The organism is Microcystis sp. BLCC-F210 (assembly GCF_042134685.1).
In the GTDB taxonomy this organism is placed as follows: domain Bacteria; phylum Cyanobacteriota; class Cyanobacteriia; order Cyanobacteriales; family Microcystaceae; genus Microcystis; species Microcystis aeruginosa_D.
Map to the genome: position 1 here is coordinate 76,459 of NZ_CP169647.1, position 16,421 is coordinate 92,879.

The window sequence follows — 16,421 nt, forward strand, 5'->3', positions numbered from 1 at the left end:
AAAACCTCCAAAAAAAGCGCCTTGACAATGAACCAAACCATAGTGATCAAAATCGGTACTTCCAGTTTGACCGATAATGAAACCGGTCAATTATCCCTCTCCACGATCGCCGCTTTAGTGGAAGTCCTCACCCGGTTGCGCGCTGCCGGTCATCGGGTGGTATTAGTATCTTCCGGGGCCGTTGGGGTGGGCTGCCGTCGTCTGGGAATACAGGAAAGACCGAAAAAAATCGCCCTCAAACAAGCGATCGCCGCCGTCGGTCAAGGTCGTCTGATGCGGATCTATGATGACCTCTTTACCAGTCTTGGTCAACCGATCGCCCAAATTTTGCTGACCCGTCCCGAATTGATGGAACGCACCTGTTATGTCAACGCCTATAATACCTTTCAGGCTTTGTTTGAATTAGGGGTAATTGCCATTGTCAACGAAAATGATACGGTGGCGATCGATGAGTTAAAATTCGGCGATAATGACACTTTATCAGCCCTTGTGGCCAGTTTAATCGAGGCTGACTGGTTATTTATCCTCACCGATGTGGATCGCCTCTACAGTGCCGATCCGCGGCTATTTCCCGAAGCGGCGGCTATTGCCCGAGTTAGTCCCGCGGAATTAGCGCAACTATCGATCAATGCCGGTAGTAGTGGCAGTCAGTGGGGGACCGGGGGTATGGCGACTAAATTGGCCGCGGCCAGGATTGCCACCAGCGCCGGGGTAGAAATGGCGATTACTAGGGGAGGGCAGCCCAGCAATATCTTAAAAATTATGGCAGGAGAGGCGATCGGAACCCGTTTTGAGGCCCAAAAACGCAGTGATAACGCCCGCAAACGCTGGATCGCCTACGGACTAATGCCCATGGGTAAAATCTATCTCGATGGGGGGGCGATTCAAGCCATTTGTCAGGGGGGAAAATCTCTCCTCGCGGCCGGTATTACCAAAGTGGAGGGGGAATTTAGCGCCTCGGAATCGGTGCAATTGTGCGATCGAGAAGGCCGGGAAGTGGCCCGGGGAATTGTTAATTATAGTAGTGAGGAGATCGATCGAGTTAAAGGTCAACATTCCGAGCGTATTACCAGTTTATTAGGTTATATGGCTGCAGAAACCATCATTCATCGGGATAATCTCGTCATTTTGAGTGCCTCGTCCACTACCTCGACAAATAAGGGATAATTCCGCCACCCAGAGGCGGTCCAGCCAATGCCTTAAATGTAAAGAAATGTCTCAAAAAAACAACAAATTGTTAGACAAGCAAGGGAGTTAGACTAGGGATGTCCCCCGAAGTTCAACCCTGTGAGATTATAAATAAAGCGAAACTCAAAAATGTCTTTATTGCTGTTGGGAGAAACTTAATAATGCGAGACGCGGTAACTAGCCTGATTAGAAAATACGATGTCACCGGACGTTATCTCGATCGAGATGCGATCGATAATCTTAAACAATATTTTGCCTCGGGAACTGCCCGTCTAGCTGCCGCCACCCTGATTAACGCTAATTCGGCGGCGCTCGTGCGTGGGGCGGCGATTCGTCTATTTGAAGAAGTTCCCGAATTGATCCGCGCCGGGGGTAATGCCTACACCACCCGTCGTTATTCTGCCTGTCTGCGGGATATGGATTACTATCTCCGCTATGCCAGTTATGCGCTGGTGGCTGCCGATACTAATGTTCTAGATGAGCGGGTACTGCAAGGACTGCGGGAAACCTATAATTCCCTCGGTGTCCCCATCGGTCCGACGGTGCGCGGTATCCAAATCATGAGCGAAATGATTCAAACCATGGCTACTGAGGCGGGTATTGCCGACACCTCTTTGATCGCCGAACCCTTTGATCATCTCACTCGTGAATTAAGCGAAGTCTCTATTTAAATTCAGTTATCAGTTATCGCTTATCAGTTTTGTTCGTTCAATCAATGAGTTGATTTTTTGCTTGCTAGAATTGAGTAAAGTCTTCCGTTGCTACGGTCAGATGACTGAGTTTCTTAGTGGATTCTTTTCATGAACAGCGAACAGTTATTGCTATCGAGATGGCGTGATTTGCCGCCAGACAAACAGAGAGAGGTCTTAGATTTTACCGAATTTCTAGCCACACGTCTCTTGTCGTCGCCAGAATCAGAAGCTAGTCCGAACTTGTCCGCATCGCCAGAAAACTCTCAAACTCCCGATCGTCGCTGCCAGTCGATTCCCGCTTTGATCGAGGCAGTCAAACAACGCTATCGGGAATTACCCGATGATGTGAAATGGCTAGACAGTACGGTATTGATTCGCCAAGAGCGAGACGGGCGATGACAAATGCTTTTAGATGCGTTGTCGATGCCAGCGTTGCCATTAAACAGTTTATTCGCGATCCCCTTTCTGAAAAAACGATCGAATTATTTGCCCTTCTCGTCGAACCAGAAACGGAATTTTTGGTTCCTGATCTGTTTTACATTGAAATGGCAAACATTCTCTGGAAATATTTGCGGGCAGGACAATTGACTGCAAGGCAAGTTCAAGAGGCCTTGACCTTTCTAGAAGGTTATCCCCTGTGGGTTTTTTCTACTGTCCCTCTCATGAGAGAAGCTGTGAATCTCGGCATCGCCTATAATCTGACCGCCTACGATGGCTCTTATGTCGCCCTTGCCAAGCGGCTAGACGCACCCTTGTTGACCTTGGATCGGAAGTTATTCGAGGCTTTGGCTACCAGTTCCCTTGCCGTTTTTTGGTTCGACGATTTCCCTATCCCCTAAAACAACACTATTAACTCGCCGCCGGCGATCGAGCCATTGTTGTAAAATAATCGCCGCCGCTTCCCGATCGATCGCTCCCTTATCCCAAGAGGAAAACTGTTTTTTAGCTTTTAAGAATTCTTCCGCCTCCAGGGACGTGCAACGCTCATCCATGTATTCCAGGGGCAAATCCAAGGCGATGGCTAGTTTCTGGGCGTATTTTTGCACCTGTTGGGCCTGAAATCCTAACTCTCCGGCCATGGTATAGGGCAGTCCCGCCACCAAAATCTTAATATTTCTTTCCTTGACAATCGCCTCAAACTGTGCTATATCGGCAACAAAGGAAGAACGGATAATCGTGGTCAAACCGGTGGCAATTAAACCAGTGCCGTCACATCCTGCCACTCCCACCCGTTTTTTGCCGATATCTAAGCCCAAGGCGGCGACCCTTTCCATCACACTGGATGCCCCTGATCCGGGGGTTCCGAGGGGGGTTTAACTGGGGGAAGTTCTCCCGGACTGTCGAGGGAGTCTAGGGGGGGATTATTGGGCCATTTTAACCAAGACATCCGACTAGGGATCGGAGTTCGCGGCACCGGTTGTAAACCCTGCAGCATTTCTGCTAGGGCGGAATTTTCCGGCTTAGTTTCGCGGATTTTGTGCCATACCGAGCGCGACATCATCAGGGTGTGGGAACTGCGGATCGCTCCCAATTGTTCCAGATATTCCCGTCTTTCGTGCTGATAATCAGCCGATATCAACTCTAACGATCGAGGGGCATACTTGCGAGTGATCTGGGCCATCTGGATTAATAACTTAGGATAGAGCCAAGTGTAGGCGGGATGGACAATTAATTTCGCTTGATGGGGTCGCTCATCCCGATTAGATAGAATTAATTCAAAATAACCGATCGCCGCTTTTCGTTGTGGTTCAAAAACGTAACCGCGACTAATTTGCGGACCGCCGCACCAACTTTGACAGCGACCGAACAAACTATCAACTAAACTGATTTTAAAATCCTGGATATGGCGATCAAATACCTGACGCAATAACGGTGGCATAGACACACAATCTAACTGATAAAGTAATTGAGCGTCAGCATTGCTCACGGGCAGTAAATTCGGTAAATCTGCCTCTTGTTTGCTCAATTCCTGTAATAATTGCGGCGGTAAAGACCAATAGGTTAATTCTGCCAAAGGCTGAAAACCGTGTTGCCGAAAAAGTGCCAAACTGTCCTTTTGATTGATATTAACCTCTAACACCCAGGTGCGTGCTTCCCAAACCGTTTCTAGACAATAACGCAGTAATTGCGCCCCGATGCCCTTGGGTTCGCCTAAAGACTCCTCCGGATGCACCCGCACCTGTTCCACCCGCCAAGTGCTGCGACTACTATTAAAAGGGGTGACTTGGATTGCGCCGCGAATTTTTCCCTCTTCTCCCCGATTGGCCAGGGACTCGGCCACATAGACGTGAAAACGGTGTTGGAGAGGATTGGGAAAAAAACTGAGAATTTTAAACAACCCAAACCAAGGCCGCACCTGCTGCACCTGAGTGCGAAAATTTTGGGCGCGACGATCAATATCCTCATCGAAGTCATCCAGGGTTAAAGCTTCAATGTCTTCCAAATCCCGATACTGTACGGGACGGATTGGGCGATCGCTAAAATCGTCCCCTTGGGGAACAGGAGAAGTGGTCATGGCTCTGGGGTAAATATCGTCTATGCACCTATCTTACCGAAAAATTGGGTTGAAAGCAGCAATTCTCAGTTTTAGACACAGCAAGCCTTTTAGGGATTTAAAGAACATTTTAAAGGGGAATTTTTGGGGCAACTTTGAGTGTACTATCACGTCAAAAGCCTGAAGACTTGTAAAATGACATTCGCCATCCCATTGAATTTTACCCCGTATTATGGGAACTAACTCCCAAAAGTATTGCTACAGGGCAAATTTAGAATTGCTGGGGTTTTTTGGGCTAAATTTCCAATCATGACCATTCGATGCTACAATAACGGACGGTTAATCAGTCCGAATTTGCAGTAAAAGTCTTTGAGTCAATCTGTAGATACCACTAACACCCTAGACACTCTAGCTCAAGAACTAGCCGCCATTCAGCAGACCGGTTCTAAGCGCGTCGCCTTATTGGGTTCCCGTCACGTTCCCATCACACACCAGCAATTGATCGAAATGATGGCCTATGCCCTCGTGCTGGCGGGCAATCGGATTATGACCTCCGGGGCGACGGGAACCAATTCCGCCGTCATTAAGGGGGCAATGCGGGCAGATCCTAATCTGTTAACCGTGATCTTACCCCAAAGTCTCGATCGCCAACCCTTGGAATCCCAAGAACAACTTCAGCAGGTTATCCATCTGGTGGAATGTCCCGAAAATGACCATCTATCCCTAGGGGAAGCCAGCAGCCTCTGTAATCGGGAGATTATCAATCGTTGTCAACAGTTAATCTGTTTTGCTTTCCACGACAGTCAAACCCTTTTGCAAACCTGCGCGGAAGCGGAAGATCAACGCAAGCTAGTTACCCTATTTTATTTTGACTAAATTCAGCGATGAATCTCTCCGTCAGTGCCATTCTTCTCTATTCGATAGTGGCTGCCGCTATCTCTGTCTATCTACCTTTTCTGCTGGTGGCCTACGCTAGAGCTAAGGTGGGTTACAATACCTCCGCTCCCCGGGCAATGTTCGATCAACTCCCGTACTACGCCAAACGAGCAACTTGGGCCCATCAAAATGGTTTTGAAACCTTTATGATCTATAGTGCCGCCGCTCTCATGGCCTACGTCACAGGAGTCTCCTCACCCCTGGCTGCTAACTGCGCAATCGCTTTTGTAGTCCTCCGGCTTTTATTTTCCCTTTTTTATATCATTAATATCCCGATCGCTCGTTCCCTGATGTTCGGTCTTGGTTCTCTGTGTACTTATACTCTCTTTGGGTTGAGTTTAATCAAGATTCAGTAGAATTCCCGAAACCCGATGCAGGAGAGTGGAAAAACCCTATAGTTCGGGAGCGGTAAAGAATTTGCCTAACCCGAACTAAGGTTAATTTTGTTACTGATAAACCGGTAATTTGGGATTATCCACTGATAACAAACCGGTTAAAAGTGAGGCGGGTTTTTGACTATAGGGCCAGGCAAAAGCATGGCGAAAAGCCGCATCTTGACAAGCTTGTAATTGTCGAAAGTCGATCACGTCTAGGGTGAGTAAATTCTCGTACTCGAAGGGGAGCCGGACATTGTGTAAACCAGCATTATCGGTACAGATAGCAATATCAACCCCCGCTTCAAAACAGCGATCGAAGACTATCTTTAATTGCGATAAACTTTCGAGGGTGCCAGTTTTTAAATAGGTGGTGGGACAGACTTCTAAACATTGATGATGACGGGCAACTTCTGGCAGCAATTCTGGGTATTGTAGGGGAATTTGAATACCGTGACCGATTCTTTGCAGATAGGGTAGTAATTGGGGATAACAACCGTTCCTTGTTTCGTAAAGATGGCCGGTGGTATTTAAACCGTTTTCCCTAGCATAACTGTATAAACCAGCAAATTCCTCTAGTCGAGTTTGGTAGTAGGAATCGCCCCCGGCAATATCGATCGCACAGACGTATTCTCTCATCTCTAGGGCTAGATCAACGATCGCTTTGTTGACTTCGTAGGGAAGTCGCGAGTGCATACAGAGAATTTGACTGGTAATAATCGGATATTCGCTCATTTTCGAGGCTTGACCAACGATTTCGACAATCGATCGCATTTGCTCGATTCGCTCTGTTTGGTTCAAATGTTCGTCGGTGCGATAGTAGGGAGTATAGCGCAATTCTAAATAGGCCAGATTCTCGAAGATGTAAGCACCGCGAATCAGACGATAGATAAAATAGGGCAAAGTTTGCGCGGTTTGGACACTTTCGACGAGGGTGTGTAATTCTAAATATTCATCTAAACTATTGCGTTCGCGGGTGTAAAATTCCTCAAAAGCGTGATATTCTGGGAATTTATCCGCTAAATCTTGCTCATGTCTGTGAAAGTAGCGCCAGAGAACTCTTGGTACTACCGATCCCCCTAAATGCCGATGCAAATCCGCGTATAAAGCCACAACTCCGCTGCTCCTTAGTCTCTCAAATGTTCCTTAAATATAACGAAGTTTTACAATTGTTTGACAATCGTTCCCAAATAGTATCAGTACCTAGTTGGTGAACAGTGTGGGAATTATGAATTATGAATTATGAATTATGAATTAGGCTCTTCGGGACTTGGTATGGTTCGATATGGGAGCATAAATCGACTAAATCCTTATCTGGCAAGAGACTTAATTGATTAGTTCGCTCTAGATCAAAAATAATTGACAAAAATCACTAAATGCTTTTCTATATAAGGGTTCCATCCCTTATAACCCCTGTCCATTGCATAACAGAAACCGAAGAACCATGAATTATACTAAATCTGGTTATTAAAAACTGATTATTTATTCCCCTTTGGGCTCTTCTAGGTTCTGTGTGATGAGTTTAACTTACATTATGATCGATCTTTGTGTCCTTTGTGTCTTTGTGGTTCGTTCCACCCCCTCGCTAGGAGGAATGTATCTTAGAATACACTTTACCCACCAAATCCAAGAGAGCCGAAATGGGAGCAGGGGAGATGGGAAAAAAGCTGATAACTGATCAGTGATCACTGGTAACTGCTCACTGATTTGATAGCATGGAGGAAAACCTCTGGAGGGTAAAGCGGTATGAGTGACCATAAAGATTCTTCTTCCATGCGCTATTTTCTGGCAGGGTTAAAACCTTTTGCCCGACCTTTATTTTGGCTGCCGTTAGGAATACTTTCCTTGGCCCTAATTACTTTCTCGGCATATCAACGGAATCCTGAATCGTTGAGTCCGGTATCGGATAGCCCTGGAGTGTCCTTGGAGGAATGGGAAATCCAAGCCGACCGGATTAACGATCCTCCTTCCCCCGCTGCTGTACCACTGCCGGCTACTACTAATAATAATACTGCTACCTCGAACAAACCAACCTCGACGCAGACTTTTGAGCCTTCAAATACTAATCCCAATAACAACAAGAAACCTTCGTTATTCGCACCGTTAGTGCCACCGACTAAGCAAAATCAGACACCGAAGGCTAGTAAAAGTCTGCAACCGATTCAAGTCCGCCCGATTAGTGGCGACACTAGCAATTATCCTTTACAAAGGGAAATCGGGAATCCCTATCTCAACTCCAAGAGCAACCCGAGTCAAGTCAACCCCCAGGGAAATCCTTCCCCTGATCAACAAAATGTTCCGCCCGTACCCTCTTGGAATAATGCCAACCCTAACCCGGTTTCTAGCTCTAGCAACCAATCCAACTATTATCAACCCCCCGTATATCAGGCTCCCGTCTATGGTAATCAACCTAACGTCACTGGTTATCCCAATCAGGGAATAACACCCAACAATAATGGCACCCCCAATCAAGTTCCCCCTCAAACTACTAACCGAGGCTTCACCATTCAACCACCTATTAATACGAGGTCTTCTGGTTACTAGAGGAACTTAGATTTGAGCTTGCAGGAAGTCTAATAAAATCGGATTAACTATTTCTGGAGCCTCATCCTGGGGACAGTGGCCTAAACCAGCTAAGGGGATAAACTGTTTTACCGTCGGGAATCGTGCTAATTCTTGGCCTAGGGACAAGGGTTCCCAGGGATCTTCGCTACCCCAAAGCAGAATAGCTGGACAGGGGAGAATCGGCAGTAGGTCTTCTGGCAGTGGGCCGCCAGAATAACCAGTAAAAGCGAGGAAAACTTCGATCGCTCCTGGATCTCTGGCGGGTTTTAAGATTATTTCTACTAATTCCTCTGTTACTGCTTCGGAGCGCCGATAAGCTTGCAGGAGAATTTTACGCACTGTCTGGGGTTTAGCGATCTGTTGGAAGAAAAAAGCCCCAATTGACTTATTTTTGAGAATTATTTGGGCAAAATCCGCACCTAAACGACGATACCAGGGTAATTCCCCCCGTTTTCTTTCGTGCAGTAGTCTGAGGGAACAATTAATCGCCGCCACCCCAAGGACAAAATCGGGATAATCGACGGCAGCCTGCATAATGGCCACACAACCGATGGAATTACCCGCCAAAAAAGCAGGTTCTCCCACCACTTCCCGACAAAAATCGGCAATTTGCGCCCCCCAAGTCTCGAAAGTGTAATCGATCTGGTTTTTTGGTTCGGGTTTGTCGGAACCGCCAAAACCAATTAAGTCTAGGGCAAAACAGCGACATTTTTCGCCTAAAACGGGGATATTTTTCCGCCAATGTCCCCAAGATGCCCCAAATCCATGCACAAGTACGATCGCTGGACCTGTCTCCCCCGCACTTTGATAGGTGATTTTGAAACCCCGCCAATGCCAGATTTTCGGTTGTGTCTCTAATTCTAGGATTTGCTGCATACTTTGTTGTACCTGTACGGTATTTGTTGCTTTTCTTAATATATACTGTCAGGTCAAGTGACGGCTAGGAGAAGGGAAGGTCATCTGGGAAGGCAATGCTTGCAGCCAAAATGTAACTACTGATACTAAATCCGTTGAGTATAGGTAACATATCAGGATAGGCACTCATGCAAGAGGCAAGAGGCAAAAGGGGGAATAAATAATCAGTTTTTAATAACTGGATTTAGTATGATATAAATTAACGGAAGTTCTAGTAAATCTCGCTGATAAATGCTAGTAACAAAGAAACGTGCAGCATTTTCTCGATGCTGATTTAGTCGTTGAATTTGAGACTGTAAGGGGGTAAAATAACGATGATAAACATAAGTGTCTTTTTCTTGCCAATTAAGGTGTTGATAATGAGTATCATAAGCTAGTTTGTTAGCTTCTTCTGTGAGATTAATCAGACAGAAATCCACTTTATTTAAAAGATTAATAAGTGAAAAACTTGAGAGCATTCCCTATTCCTAATTCCTATTCCTAGAACCATCAAAGTTATATATAACATTTCCCAATTTTATGAGGTATAGTCAATTAGTTGAAAAAACAGTTCTGTATAGCTTTTACTTCCGACTTCCGACCTCATAGTTCTGACTTCTGCTATAATGATTTTAACTATTTTCAAATAGCTTAATCTTATGACTTCCTATCAAACTCAGATAACCCTTGATAACTCTCAGCAAATCCTTCTCTCTAATTTATCCTTCAAAGAAGGAACAAAGCTGAACATTAATATTGAGGTCGTCGAAGAAGATATAGCTGGATCTTCTCCCGATTTTGAAACGCTTTTAGAAAATACTCAAGGAATATGGACAAAAGGAGATGGGTTAGAATATCAACAGAAAATTCGAGAGGAATGGTCATGAAAAAACTGATAGATTCTTGTATTCTAATTGACCATTTTAACGGAGTTTCAGCAGCAACCAGCTATCTTAAAAAACATAAAAACGATGCTTGTATTTCTATCATTACTAAAGCAGAAGTCTTGATTGGATTTGAGGATGAAACCACCTTTCATCAAGCTCAACAGGTTTTATCCTACTTTCACCTAATAGAATTAGATCAAACTATCATCGATTTAGTTATCCAACTTCGTCGTGAACAAATCAGGAAAAAGTTGAACAAACTCCCCCATCAAAAGATCATACAATGGAAATTACCCGATGCAATTCAAGCAGCGATCGCCTTTCATTATAACCTTAAATTAGTCCCTCACAATACTAAAGATTTCGACTTAACTCAATATCCCTTTGTTGAAGTCCCCTATACAGTTTAACCTAGTTTTTAGGATATAGCGTTTCCTGTTCGCAAGAGGTACATTGTCGATGGTGAAAAGCTTAATTAGCAAAGGTTTAACTGTGCCACACAGGTGTGAGAAACGCTATAGTAAAGTATCGTTCTAACATTAACTCATTTTGTGTCATGACTTGATCCTCATTAACTTTCTTTAGTCTATCCCATTTATCGAAGTTAAATGCGATCGCTGATCCAGCTTCGCCTAAATTTTATCTCAACTATAATAAAATTGTATTATTTAACCGCTCCCCTGCATAACTTCCCCCCTATCCTCAGCCTTAGAAATTGCCATTCGTTTGATTGCATGGACGATTTTAGGAGCCATTGTCGCTTTAGGTATTTCTTATTTTATTCCCAATTTACAAAGATTTAGAGCTTTTTTAGGCGGTAGCTTAGGGGGGAGTTTAGCGTCAATTGGATTTCTCCTCATGTCTTTAATATTAACTCAATTTATTCCCATAGAAACCAGTTTAGCAGATCGGTTAGGACGTTTAATTGGTGCATTTATTTTAGGGTTTTGTATCGGTTTGATGATCTTTTGGGAGGAGGAACGTCAATTACAAAAAAGTACATATTTATTAATTCAGTGGAATGACCAAGAAAGTCCTAAAATCCTTTTAGGATAAATTCCTATTTGGTTAGGTTCTTCTCTCGATGCTCAAATTGCTTTAAGTAAGACTAAATATCCCGATCAATTTGCTAAAATTTTTAAAGCAGAAAATCAAGTATTTTTTGAGTTTCATTCTGATTATGCTCAAGCAAAAGGGATTAAAATTACTCAACAGTAATGGTCATCAAGTCAGTCTCGAACTTTTGACGGAATTACACTGACAATTGTTGATGAAACCAGATAAATTTACTGCTAGTGAGTAGTCATAAATAAAGTATCAAATAGCTTCGATTTTTTAGAGAAATATGGACTGTTTATTACTAATCTATAAATCCTTTATTGAAAGTTATCATTAAGTCTTTCAATAGGATTAGTTTCGCCAGTTTTTTCCCTACCGCTCGATGACCTTTAATACTAAATCCTGTGGTGAAAAGGTGATAAAAATCAATCATAAGTTAGCCAATGATAGTTAGTCAAATTTTTAACTTCATTAGTTATTGTTTCGAGATACTGACAACGAGTGATCAGAATTTCTGACCTTTCTTTAATCATTTCAAAATACTCATTAACCAGAGGCTCATCTTAAGCCGCATTATTCATGAGAGTAAAGCAGAAAAAAGAGGACAAAAAACTCTATAATATTAGGGACAGTAAGAGTTAAAATTTTCTTTGATCATGACTGAGTTTTCTTCTCAACTTCCCCTAAATTTTTTTACCAAAAAAACTTTGGTTCTTCGGTTTGTCTTATGCAATGGACGGGGGTTATAAGGGATGGAACCCTTATAGAGAAAGACATTGGGCGATTTTTGTCAATTGTTTTTTATCTAAAGCGAACTAATCAATTAAATCCCTTACCAGATAAAGATTTTGTCGATTTATGCCCCCCTATCGAACCATAACAAGTAACGAAGAGCCAAAACTTTAGAAGCCAAGTTATACTAAATCTGGTTATTAAAAACTGATTATTTATTCCCTTTTGCCTCTTGCATGAGTGCCTCTCCTCATAACTAGCCTGTACTCAACGGATTTAGTATTATCTCGCCTTGATTTGAGTTCAGATGTGGGGGTACTTCTGGTTAGACAAGCAGAAGAACAACTGAAAATTTGTGAAGGATTAGCAGATTGTTTGGAGGATAATCGAGAGCCGTGTAAAGTCAAACATTCTCCAAATCAGTTAATTAGTCAACGAGTCTATCAATTCGATCGAACTCACCGCTCTTTGCCAACGTTTTTTCCAGTGGCTAGTCGGTTCTAAGTCACAGAGAGCCTGTTCGGTGCGACGACGTTGTATAATCACTTCGGCTCGGTCCGTCAAAGTCGCATCTCGATAGGGAATAGCGGCCTTAGTTTGCAGATGTTCCCGTTCCTGTGCTGATAGAGATGGGGGTAAGGACAAAAAACTGGCTATTGTCCCTGGCGATCGCCGTCCGACGCTATCGGTGGCTCCAATCTGCAATCCCGCTAATTGTAAAGCCTTTCGCACCGAGGCGGCACAGGAATAGGTAACTAAATAACCCGTCGGACTCAGACATTTCGCCACTAAAGCTAAAAACTCCACCGTCCACAGTTGCGGACATTTACCTGGGGAAAAGGGATCAAGAAAAATCGCCTCCGCTTGAAAACCCGCGTCAATCACCTTGGTTATCGTTTGTCGCGCATCCCCGATTAACAGTGTAGCCGTGAGATTAGGCAGGTCTAGCCGGTGATTATGGGCAAAATCACTTAAATGTTCGGGAATTGGTTGACTCCAACTATTTAAAAGATTTTCTCTAATAGCTGCTAGGGGAACCATTCGATCGCTTTCTAAAGCTAATAATTCTACCCGACAATCCCCCCTAACTCGCCAGATGGCTGCTAAAGCTGCGGCGGCATTATACCCTAAGCCGTAGCAAATGTCAAGAATTTTTAAATTATTGCTCTGGTCTGCTTTTGCTGCCAGACGACTGGAGAGGATAAATTTTTTCTCGGCTTCTTCCCTTGCCCCGGAGGTAGAATGATAACATTCGCCGAATTCGGTCGAAAAAAAGGTATAAGAACCATCCTCAGTGACTTTTTGCGGGTAAGCTTCGGGGGAGACAAGCATGGTGATGAAGAATGTCTTTGAGGTGAATATCGGTTTCCAGCAGGCAAGCGTGACCACTATTGGGCAGAATTGTTAATTTTGCGGCGGGTAACTGCTGAATTAGGCGTTTAGCCTCCGCTACCGATGGTAACAGTCGGTCGCCTTGACTGGCTATCACTAACACCTCTAATTGCAGATATTTTAACTCGCTGGCACTAACCTGAAACCGTTGTAACTGGGATAAACGCCAGCTAATCGTCTTCGGTGGGACGTATTGCATGGCTTCAAGGAGAGAGCGGCGATCTTCCCGGGATATTCGACCGAGAGCGGCCAGAAAGGGTAAAATAGCCAGTGCCGAGCTGCCGTGGATGAAATCGGGCATCACCTGGGTGATACCAATTCCCAAGCTTAAAAGAGGTCTTTGATTAAAAGAAGAAGCGGGGTTAACTAAAATCAGTTTTTTAAGTAATTTTGGTGCTTTTATTGCTATTTTCAGGGCTAAACAGCCGCCAAAAGACTCACCGCAGAGATAGACTTTTCTCGATTGTTGCTTTAATTCCTGTTCCAATAAAGCAATCACGCAAGCACTTAACTCCTCCCAATCACCGAGATATTGCGGGGAAATCACCAAACAACGTAAATCGAAGTAAGGGGCAAGGTGTTTAATCTGACGATGGTATAGTTGGCCGCTGCCATCCATTCCGGGTAAAAATATAAACAGAGGATAATCGGGACGGGGATGAGGGGGAATCATCCAACTGACAGGTTGTTCCATGGTGCGAAAAGCGCGATCAATATTAAAAAAGTTTTTTTCTGCCTATCTATCTTAAGGATAATTAATCTTAGAAAGATTTGCCAATCACTCTCCCAAGCTGATTCTAGATTCACTGGTATGCAACCGCTCAATGATTCGACTCCCTCCACCTTCCCTACCCCGCTAGGCTGAGTTTGGGGACTAACTCTGGCTGATTAAAGTCTTTTATCGATAATTACAGTTAGATAAGCACAAAAAGTTCTAAAAATCCGTTGTTATTGTTGTTATCTTTCCTAGCTCTGTCTCCAAAAACTGGGTGTTCGTCATCATCTGCTCTCAGATATTGATAGGACTTCTTGCAGAAGTTGGACAAGTTGAAAATTTTTGAATTTATGCAAGATATCTATTGCCCATAGCTTGTCCAGCGAGATAACCGGTAGTCCAAGCACTTTGAAAATTAAATCCCCCAGTGACTGCATCGATATCTAGTACCTCCCCGGCAAAATATAACCCCGGACAGATTTTACTTTCCATAGTTTTAAAATCTACTTCCTGAAGATTCACTCCCCCAGAGGTAACAAACTCCTCCTTAAATACCCCTTTCCCTTTGATTTTATATTCCCCCTGCTGTAATTCAGTCATTAATCGATTGAGAGTATTTTTAGATAATTCTGCCCAGGGAGTTTCCGAGTTAACAGTCAAGTAACTTAATAAACTCTGCCAAAAACGCTTAGGTAACTGTTCAAAGGGACAATAATTAAAAAGTTTTCTTTTGGGATATTCACTTTTAGTTTGTAAGATAATTTCTCGCAATTTTTCAGGATGATAATCCCCTAACCAGTTAATTATTAAAGGCATTCGGTAATGATGCTCGTGAAGTAACCGCGCCCCCCAAGCAGAAAGTTTTAAAATAGCTGGTCCACTAACTCCCCAATGGGTAATTAATAAAGGTCCGATTTGTTCTAATTTACTTCCCCCAAGACGAACTCGCACTTTATCCACAGTAACCCCTAACAAATCTTTCAGACGAGGATCGGCAATTTGAAAGGTAAATAAAGAGGGGACAGGAGAGACTAGAGAATGACCTAAATCTTGGGCGGCACGATAACCAAAAGGACTACTTCCCGTAGCAATTAAAAGCTTATCTGCTCTAATTTGCTCCTCTCTTTTTAATTCAATTAAAAAACTTTCTTCCTGTTTTTTTACCGATTTAACTGGGGAATTTAGCCTTAAATAAACCCCTGCCAAAGTCGCACTTTCCCGCAGACAATTAACAATAGTTTCAGAATTATCGGTGCTAGGAAACATTCGTCCATCCGCTTCTGTTTTCAGTTTTACCCCCCGCAATTCAAACCATTTAATAGTATCTTGGGGTTGAAAGCGACTAAAAGCTCCCCGTAGTGCTTTGCCACCGCGAGGATAATAATTAACCAATTGGGAAACATCAAAACAATGATGGGTGACATTACAGCGTCCACCTCCCGAAATCCGCACTTTAACTAGGGGTTCTTTTGCTGCTTCTAGGATAGTAACGCCAGCTTTTGGGTTAGATTCTGCCGCTTTAATTGCGCCAAAAAATCCCGCTGCTCCGCCACCAATTACGACTATTTGAGTCATATAAGTAAGTGTTTTTAATTAAATTAAAGATAGATTTTGTCTTTGATCCCCCCTTGATAAGGGGGGTGTCTGATGATTTTTAACGCCTACATACTTATCAAGGAAAGAGTTACGTTTAAACCGCCAAAAATCGCTGGATGACTTCTTGACTTAATTCGCTCGTGGAACCAGAAGCAACAATTCCCCCTTTCTGCATGGCGTAATATCGATCAGCTTGACGGACAAAATGTAGGTGTTGTTCTACTAATAAAACGGCGATTCCTTTGCTGGCAACAATACGCCGTACCGCTGCTTCAATTTCGAGAATAATTGAGGGTTGAATTCCTTCCGTGGGTTCATCTAAAATTAATAATTTTGGTTCCCCCACTAAGGCGCGAGCGATGGCTAATTGCTGTTGTTGTCCACCGCTTAAGTCTCCTCCCATCCGTGATAACATGGTTTTTAAAACGGGAAATAAATCAAAGATTTCTTCGGGAATTGTGGCATTTTTTCTCCTTGTAGGTAAAGCTTCTAAACCGAGAATTAAATTTTCTTTTACCGTTAAACGGGGAATAATATCCCTACCCTGCGGCACATAACCCAGTCCTAATCTGGCTCTTTGATCTGAGGTTTTATTAATCAGGTTTTGTTGCTCATAATTAATTGCTCCCGCTCGCGGTTTTAAGATACCCATTAGGGTTTTTAATAGGGTAGTTTTACCCACGCCATTACGTCCGATTAAACAGACCATTTCTCCCGCATGAATGTTGAGATCAACATTTCTTAAAATATGACTTTCTCCGTAGTAAACATTGAGATCAGATATGTGTAACATTGTCAATCCTTTTTAACTAATTTTGTAATTATTCAGTGCAATCAGAAAAATTAACTGAGAAGGGATAAATAGGACTCTGTGAATGTATCATAGCAGATATGGCA

General features: G+C 43.5%; 19 protein-coding genes and 1 pseudogene. 11 read left to right on the plus strand and 9 right to left on the minus strand.

The window, feature by feature from the left end; translation table 11 throughout:
• Nucleotides 1-27 precede the first annotated feature (27 nt).
• The 4 genes from proB (at nucleotide 28) to ACE3JL_RS00375 (ending at nucleotide 2,719) form a co-directional block, all read left to right on the plus strand.
• The gene (gene proB / locus ACE3JL_RS00360; RefSeq protein WP_375328598.1) at nucleotides 28-1,167 is read left to right on the plus strand and encodes a glutamate 5-kinase; all 1,140 of its coding nucleotides are present in this window, start codon (nucleotides 28-30) and stop codon (nucleotides 1,165-1,167) included.
• A gap of 98 nt (nucleotides 1,168-1,265) precedes the next feature.
• On the plus strand, nucleotides 1,266-1,859 hold the full coding sequence (gene apcB, locus ACE3JL_RS00365) for an allophycocyanin subunit beta (RefSeq protein ID WP_206669335.1): 594 nt from the start codon (nucleotides 1,266-1,268) through the stop codon (nucleotides 1,857-1,859).
• A gap of 129 nt (nucleotides 1,860-1,988) precedes the next feature.
• Entirely contained in the window at nucleotides 1,989-2,279 is a 291-nt protein-coding gene (locus tag ACE3JL_RS00370; RefSeq protein ID WP_024968627.1) for a hypothetical protein, read from the plus strand.
• Nucleotides 2,231-2,719, plus strand: coding sequence for a type II toxin-antitoxin system VapC family toxin (locus ACE3JL_RS00375; RefSeq protein ID WP_238141860.1), 489 nt, complete (start codon nucleotides 2,231-2,233; stop codon nucleotides 2,717-2,719). The genes ACE3JL_RS00370 and ACE3JL_RS00375 overlap by 49 nt, the downstream gene beginning before the upstream one ends.
• Here the strand turns inward: ACE3JL_RS00375 and ruvX are convergent.
• The gene (ruvX, locus tag ACE3JL_RS00380; protein ID WP_375328599.1) at nucleotides 2,654-3,154 is read right to left on the minus strand and encodes a Holliday junction resolvase RuvX; all 501 of its coding nucleotides are present in this window, start codon (nucleotides 3,152-3,154) and stop codon (nucleotides 2,654-2,656) included. The two genes, ACE3JL_RS00375 and ruvX, sit on opposite strands and share 66 nt — an antisense overlap.
• A complete protein-coding gene (locus tag ACE3JL_RS00385; protein WP_271989131.1) occupies nucleotides 3,154-4,395 on the minus strand; it encodes a GNAT family N-acetyltransferase in 1,242 nt (413 codons plus the stop codon). Before ACE3JL_RS00385 ends, ruvX begins: the two co-directional genes overlap by 1 nt.
• Nucleotides 4,396-4,743: 348 nt before the next feature.
• Here ACE3JL_RS00385 and ACE3JL_RS00390 point away from each other — a divergent pair, with 348 nt between their 5' ends.
• Nucleotides 4,744-5,250, plus strand: coding sequence for a hypothetical protein (locus ACE3JL_RS00390; RefSeq protein WP_002741066.1), 507 nt, complete (start codon nucleotides 4,744-4,746; stop codon nucleotides 5,248-5,250).
• 8 nt (nucleotides 5,251-5,258) lie between these two features.
• A complete protein-coding gene (locus ACE3JL_RS00395; protein ID WP_375328600.1) occupies nucleotides 5,259-5,666 on the plus strand; it encodes an MAPEG family protein in 408 nt (135 codons plus the stop codon).
• A gap of 90 nt (nucleotides 5,667-5,756) precedes the next feature.
• On the opposite strand, the gene ACE3JL_RS00400 is transcribed toward ACE3JL_RS00395, so the two are convergent.
• Nucleotides 5,757-6,797, minus strand: coding sequence for an adenosine deaminase (locus tag ACE3JL_RS00400; RefSeq protein ID WP_271989129.1), 1,041 nt, complete (start codon nucleotides 6,795-6,797; stop codon nucleotides 5,757-5,759).
• 633 nt (nucleotides 6,798-7,430) lie between these two features.
• Between ACE3JL_RS00400 and ACE3JL_RS00405 the strand changes: the two genes are divergently transcribed.
• On the plus strand, nucleotides 7,431-8,228 hold the full coding sequence (locus ACE3JL_RS00405; RefSeq protein ID WP_375328601.1) for a hypothetical protein: 798 nt from the start codon (nucleotides 7,431-7,433) through the stop codon (nucleotides 8,226-8,228).
• A gap of 6 nt (nucleotides 8,229-8,234) precedes the next feature.
• On the opposite strand, the gene ACE3JL_RS00410 is transcribed toward ACE3JL_RS00405, so the two are convergent.
• Nucleotides 8,235-9,125 (minus strand): alpha/beta fold hydrolase, encoded by an 891-nt coding sequence (locus ACE3JL_RS00410; RefSeq protein WP_271987991.1) that lies wholly within the window; start codon nucleotides 9,123-9,125, stop codon nucleotides 8,235-8,237.
• Between the two features lie 203 nt (nucleotides 9,126-9,328).
• A complete protein-coding gene (locus ACE3JL_RS00415) occupies nucleotides 9,329-9,583 on the minus strand; it encodes a hypothetical protein (protein WP_271987993.1) in 255 nt (84 codons plus the stop codon).
• A 219-nt stretch (nucleotides 9,584-9,802) separates the two neighbouring features.
• On the opposite strand from ACE3JL_RS00415, the gene ACE3JL_RS00420 reads away from it, so the two are divergent.
• The 4 genes and pseudogenes from ACE3JL_RS00420 to ACE3JL_RS00435 form a co-directional block, all read left to right on the plus strand.
• Nucleotides 9,803-10,030: a hypothetical protein gene (locus ACE3JL_RS00420; protein ID WP_375328602.1), complete on the plus strand. Its 228-nt coding sequence runs from the start codon at nucleotides 9,803-9,805 to the stop codon at nucleotides 10,028-10,030.
• Nucleotides 10,027-10,440 (plus strand): PIN domain-containing protein, encoded by a 414-nt coding sequence (locus ACE3JL_RS00425; RefSeq protein WP_271987997.1) that lies wholly within the window; start codon nucleotides 10,027-10,029, stop codon nucleotides 10,438-10,440. The genes ACE3JL_RS00420 and ACE3JL_RS00425 overlap by 4 nt, the downstream gene beginning before the upstream one ends.
• A 316-nt stretch (nucleotides 10,441-10,756) precedes the next feature.
• Nucleotides 10,757-11,086 carry a hypothetical protein gene (locus ACE3JL_RS00430; protein WP_271987999.1) on the plus strand — a complete coding sequence of 110 codons (330 nt, stop codon included), beginning with the start codon at nucleotides 10,757-10,759 and terminating at the stop codon, nucleotides 11,084-11,086.
• Between the two features lie 975 nt (nucleotides 11,087-12,061).
• Nucleotides 12,062-12,268, plus strand: a pseudogene (locus ACE3JL_RS00435) (transposase); the annotation flags it as partial.
• On the opposite strand, the gene ACE3JL_RS00440 reads toward ACE3JL_RS00435, so the two are convergent.
• From ACE3JL_RS00440 to urtE, 4 genes are all read right to left on the minus strand, one after another.
• Nucleotides 12,245-13,153: a tRNA (5-methylaminomethyl-2-thiouridine)(34)-methyltransferase MnmD gene (locus ACE3JL_RS00440; protein WP_271988001.1), complete on the minus strand. Its 909-nt coding sequence runs from the start codon at nucleotides 13,151-13,153 to the stop codon at nucleotides 12,245-12,247. The pseudogene ACE3JL_RS00435 and the gene ACE3JL_RS00440 sit on opposite strands and share 24 nt — an antisense overlap.
• Nucleotides 13,113-13,907, minus strand: coding sequence for an alpha/beta fold hydrolase (locus ACE3JL_RS00445; RefSeq protein WP_271988003.1), 795 nt, complete (start codon nucleotides 13,905-13,907; stop codon nucleotides 13,113-13,115). The genes ACE3JL_RS00440 and ACE3JL_RS00445 overlap by 41 nt, the downstream gene beginning before the upstream one ends.
• A gap of 369 nt (nucleotides 13,908-14,276) precedes the next feature.
• On the minus strand, nucleotides 14,277-15,503 hold the full coding sequence (locus ACE3JL_RS00450; protein ID WP_271988005.1) for an NAD(P)/FAD-dependent oxidoreductase: 1,227 nt from the start codon (nucleotides 15,501-15,503) through the stop codon (nucleotides 14,277-14,279).
• A 115-nt stretch (nucleotides 15,504-15,618) separates the two neighbouring features.
• On the minus strand, nucleotides 15,619-16,317 hold the full coding sequence (urtE, locus tag ACE3JL_RS00455; protein WP_271988007.1) for an urea ABC transporter ATP-binding subunit UrtE: 699 nt from the start codon (nucleotides 16,315-16,317) through the stop codon (nucleotides 15,619-15,621).
• Nucleotides 16,318-16,421 lie beyond the last annotated feature (104 nt).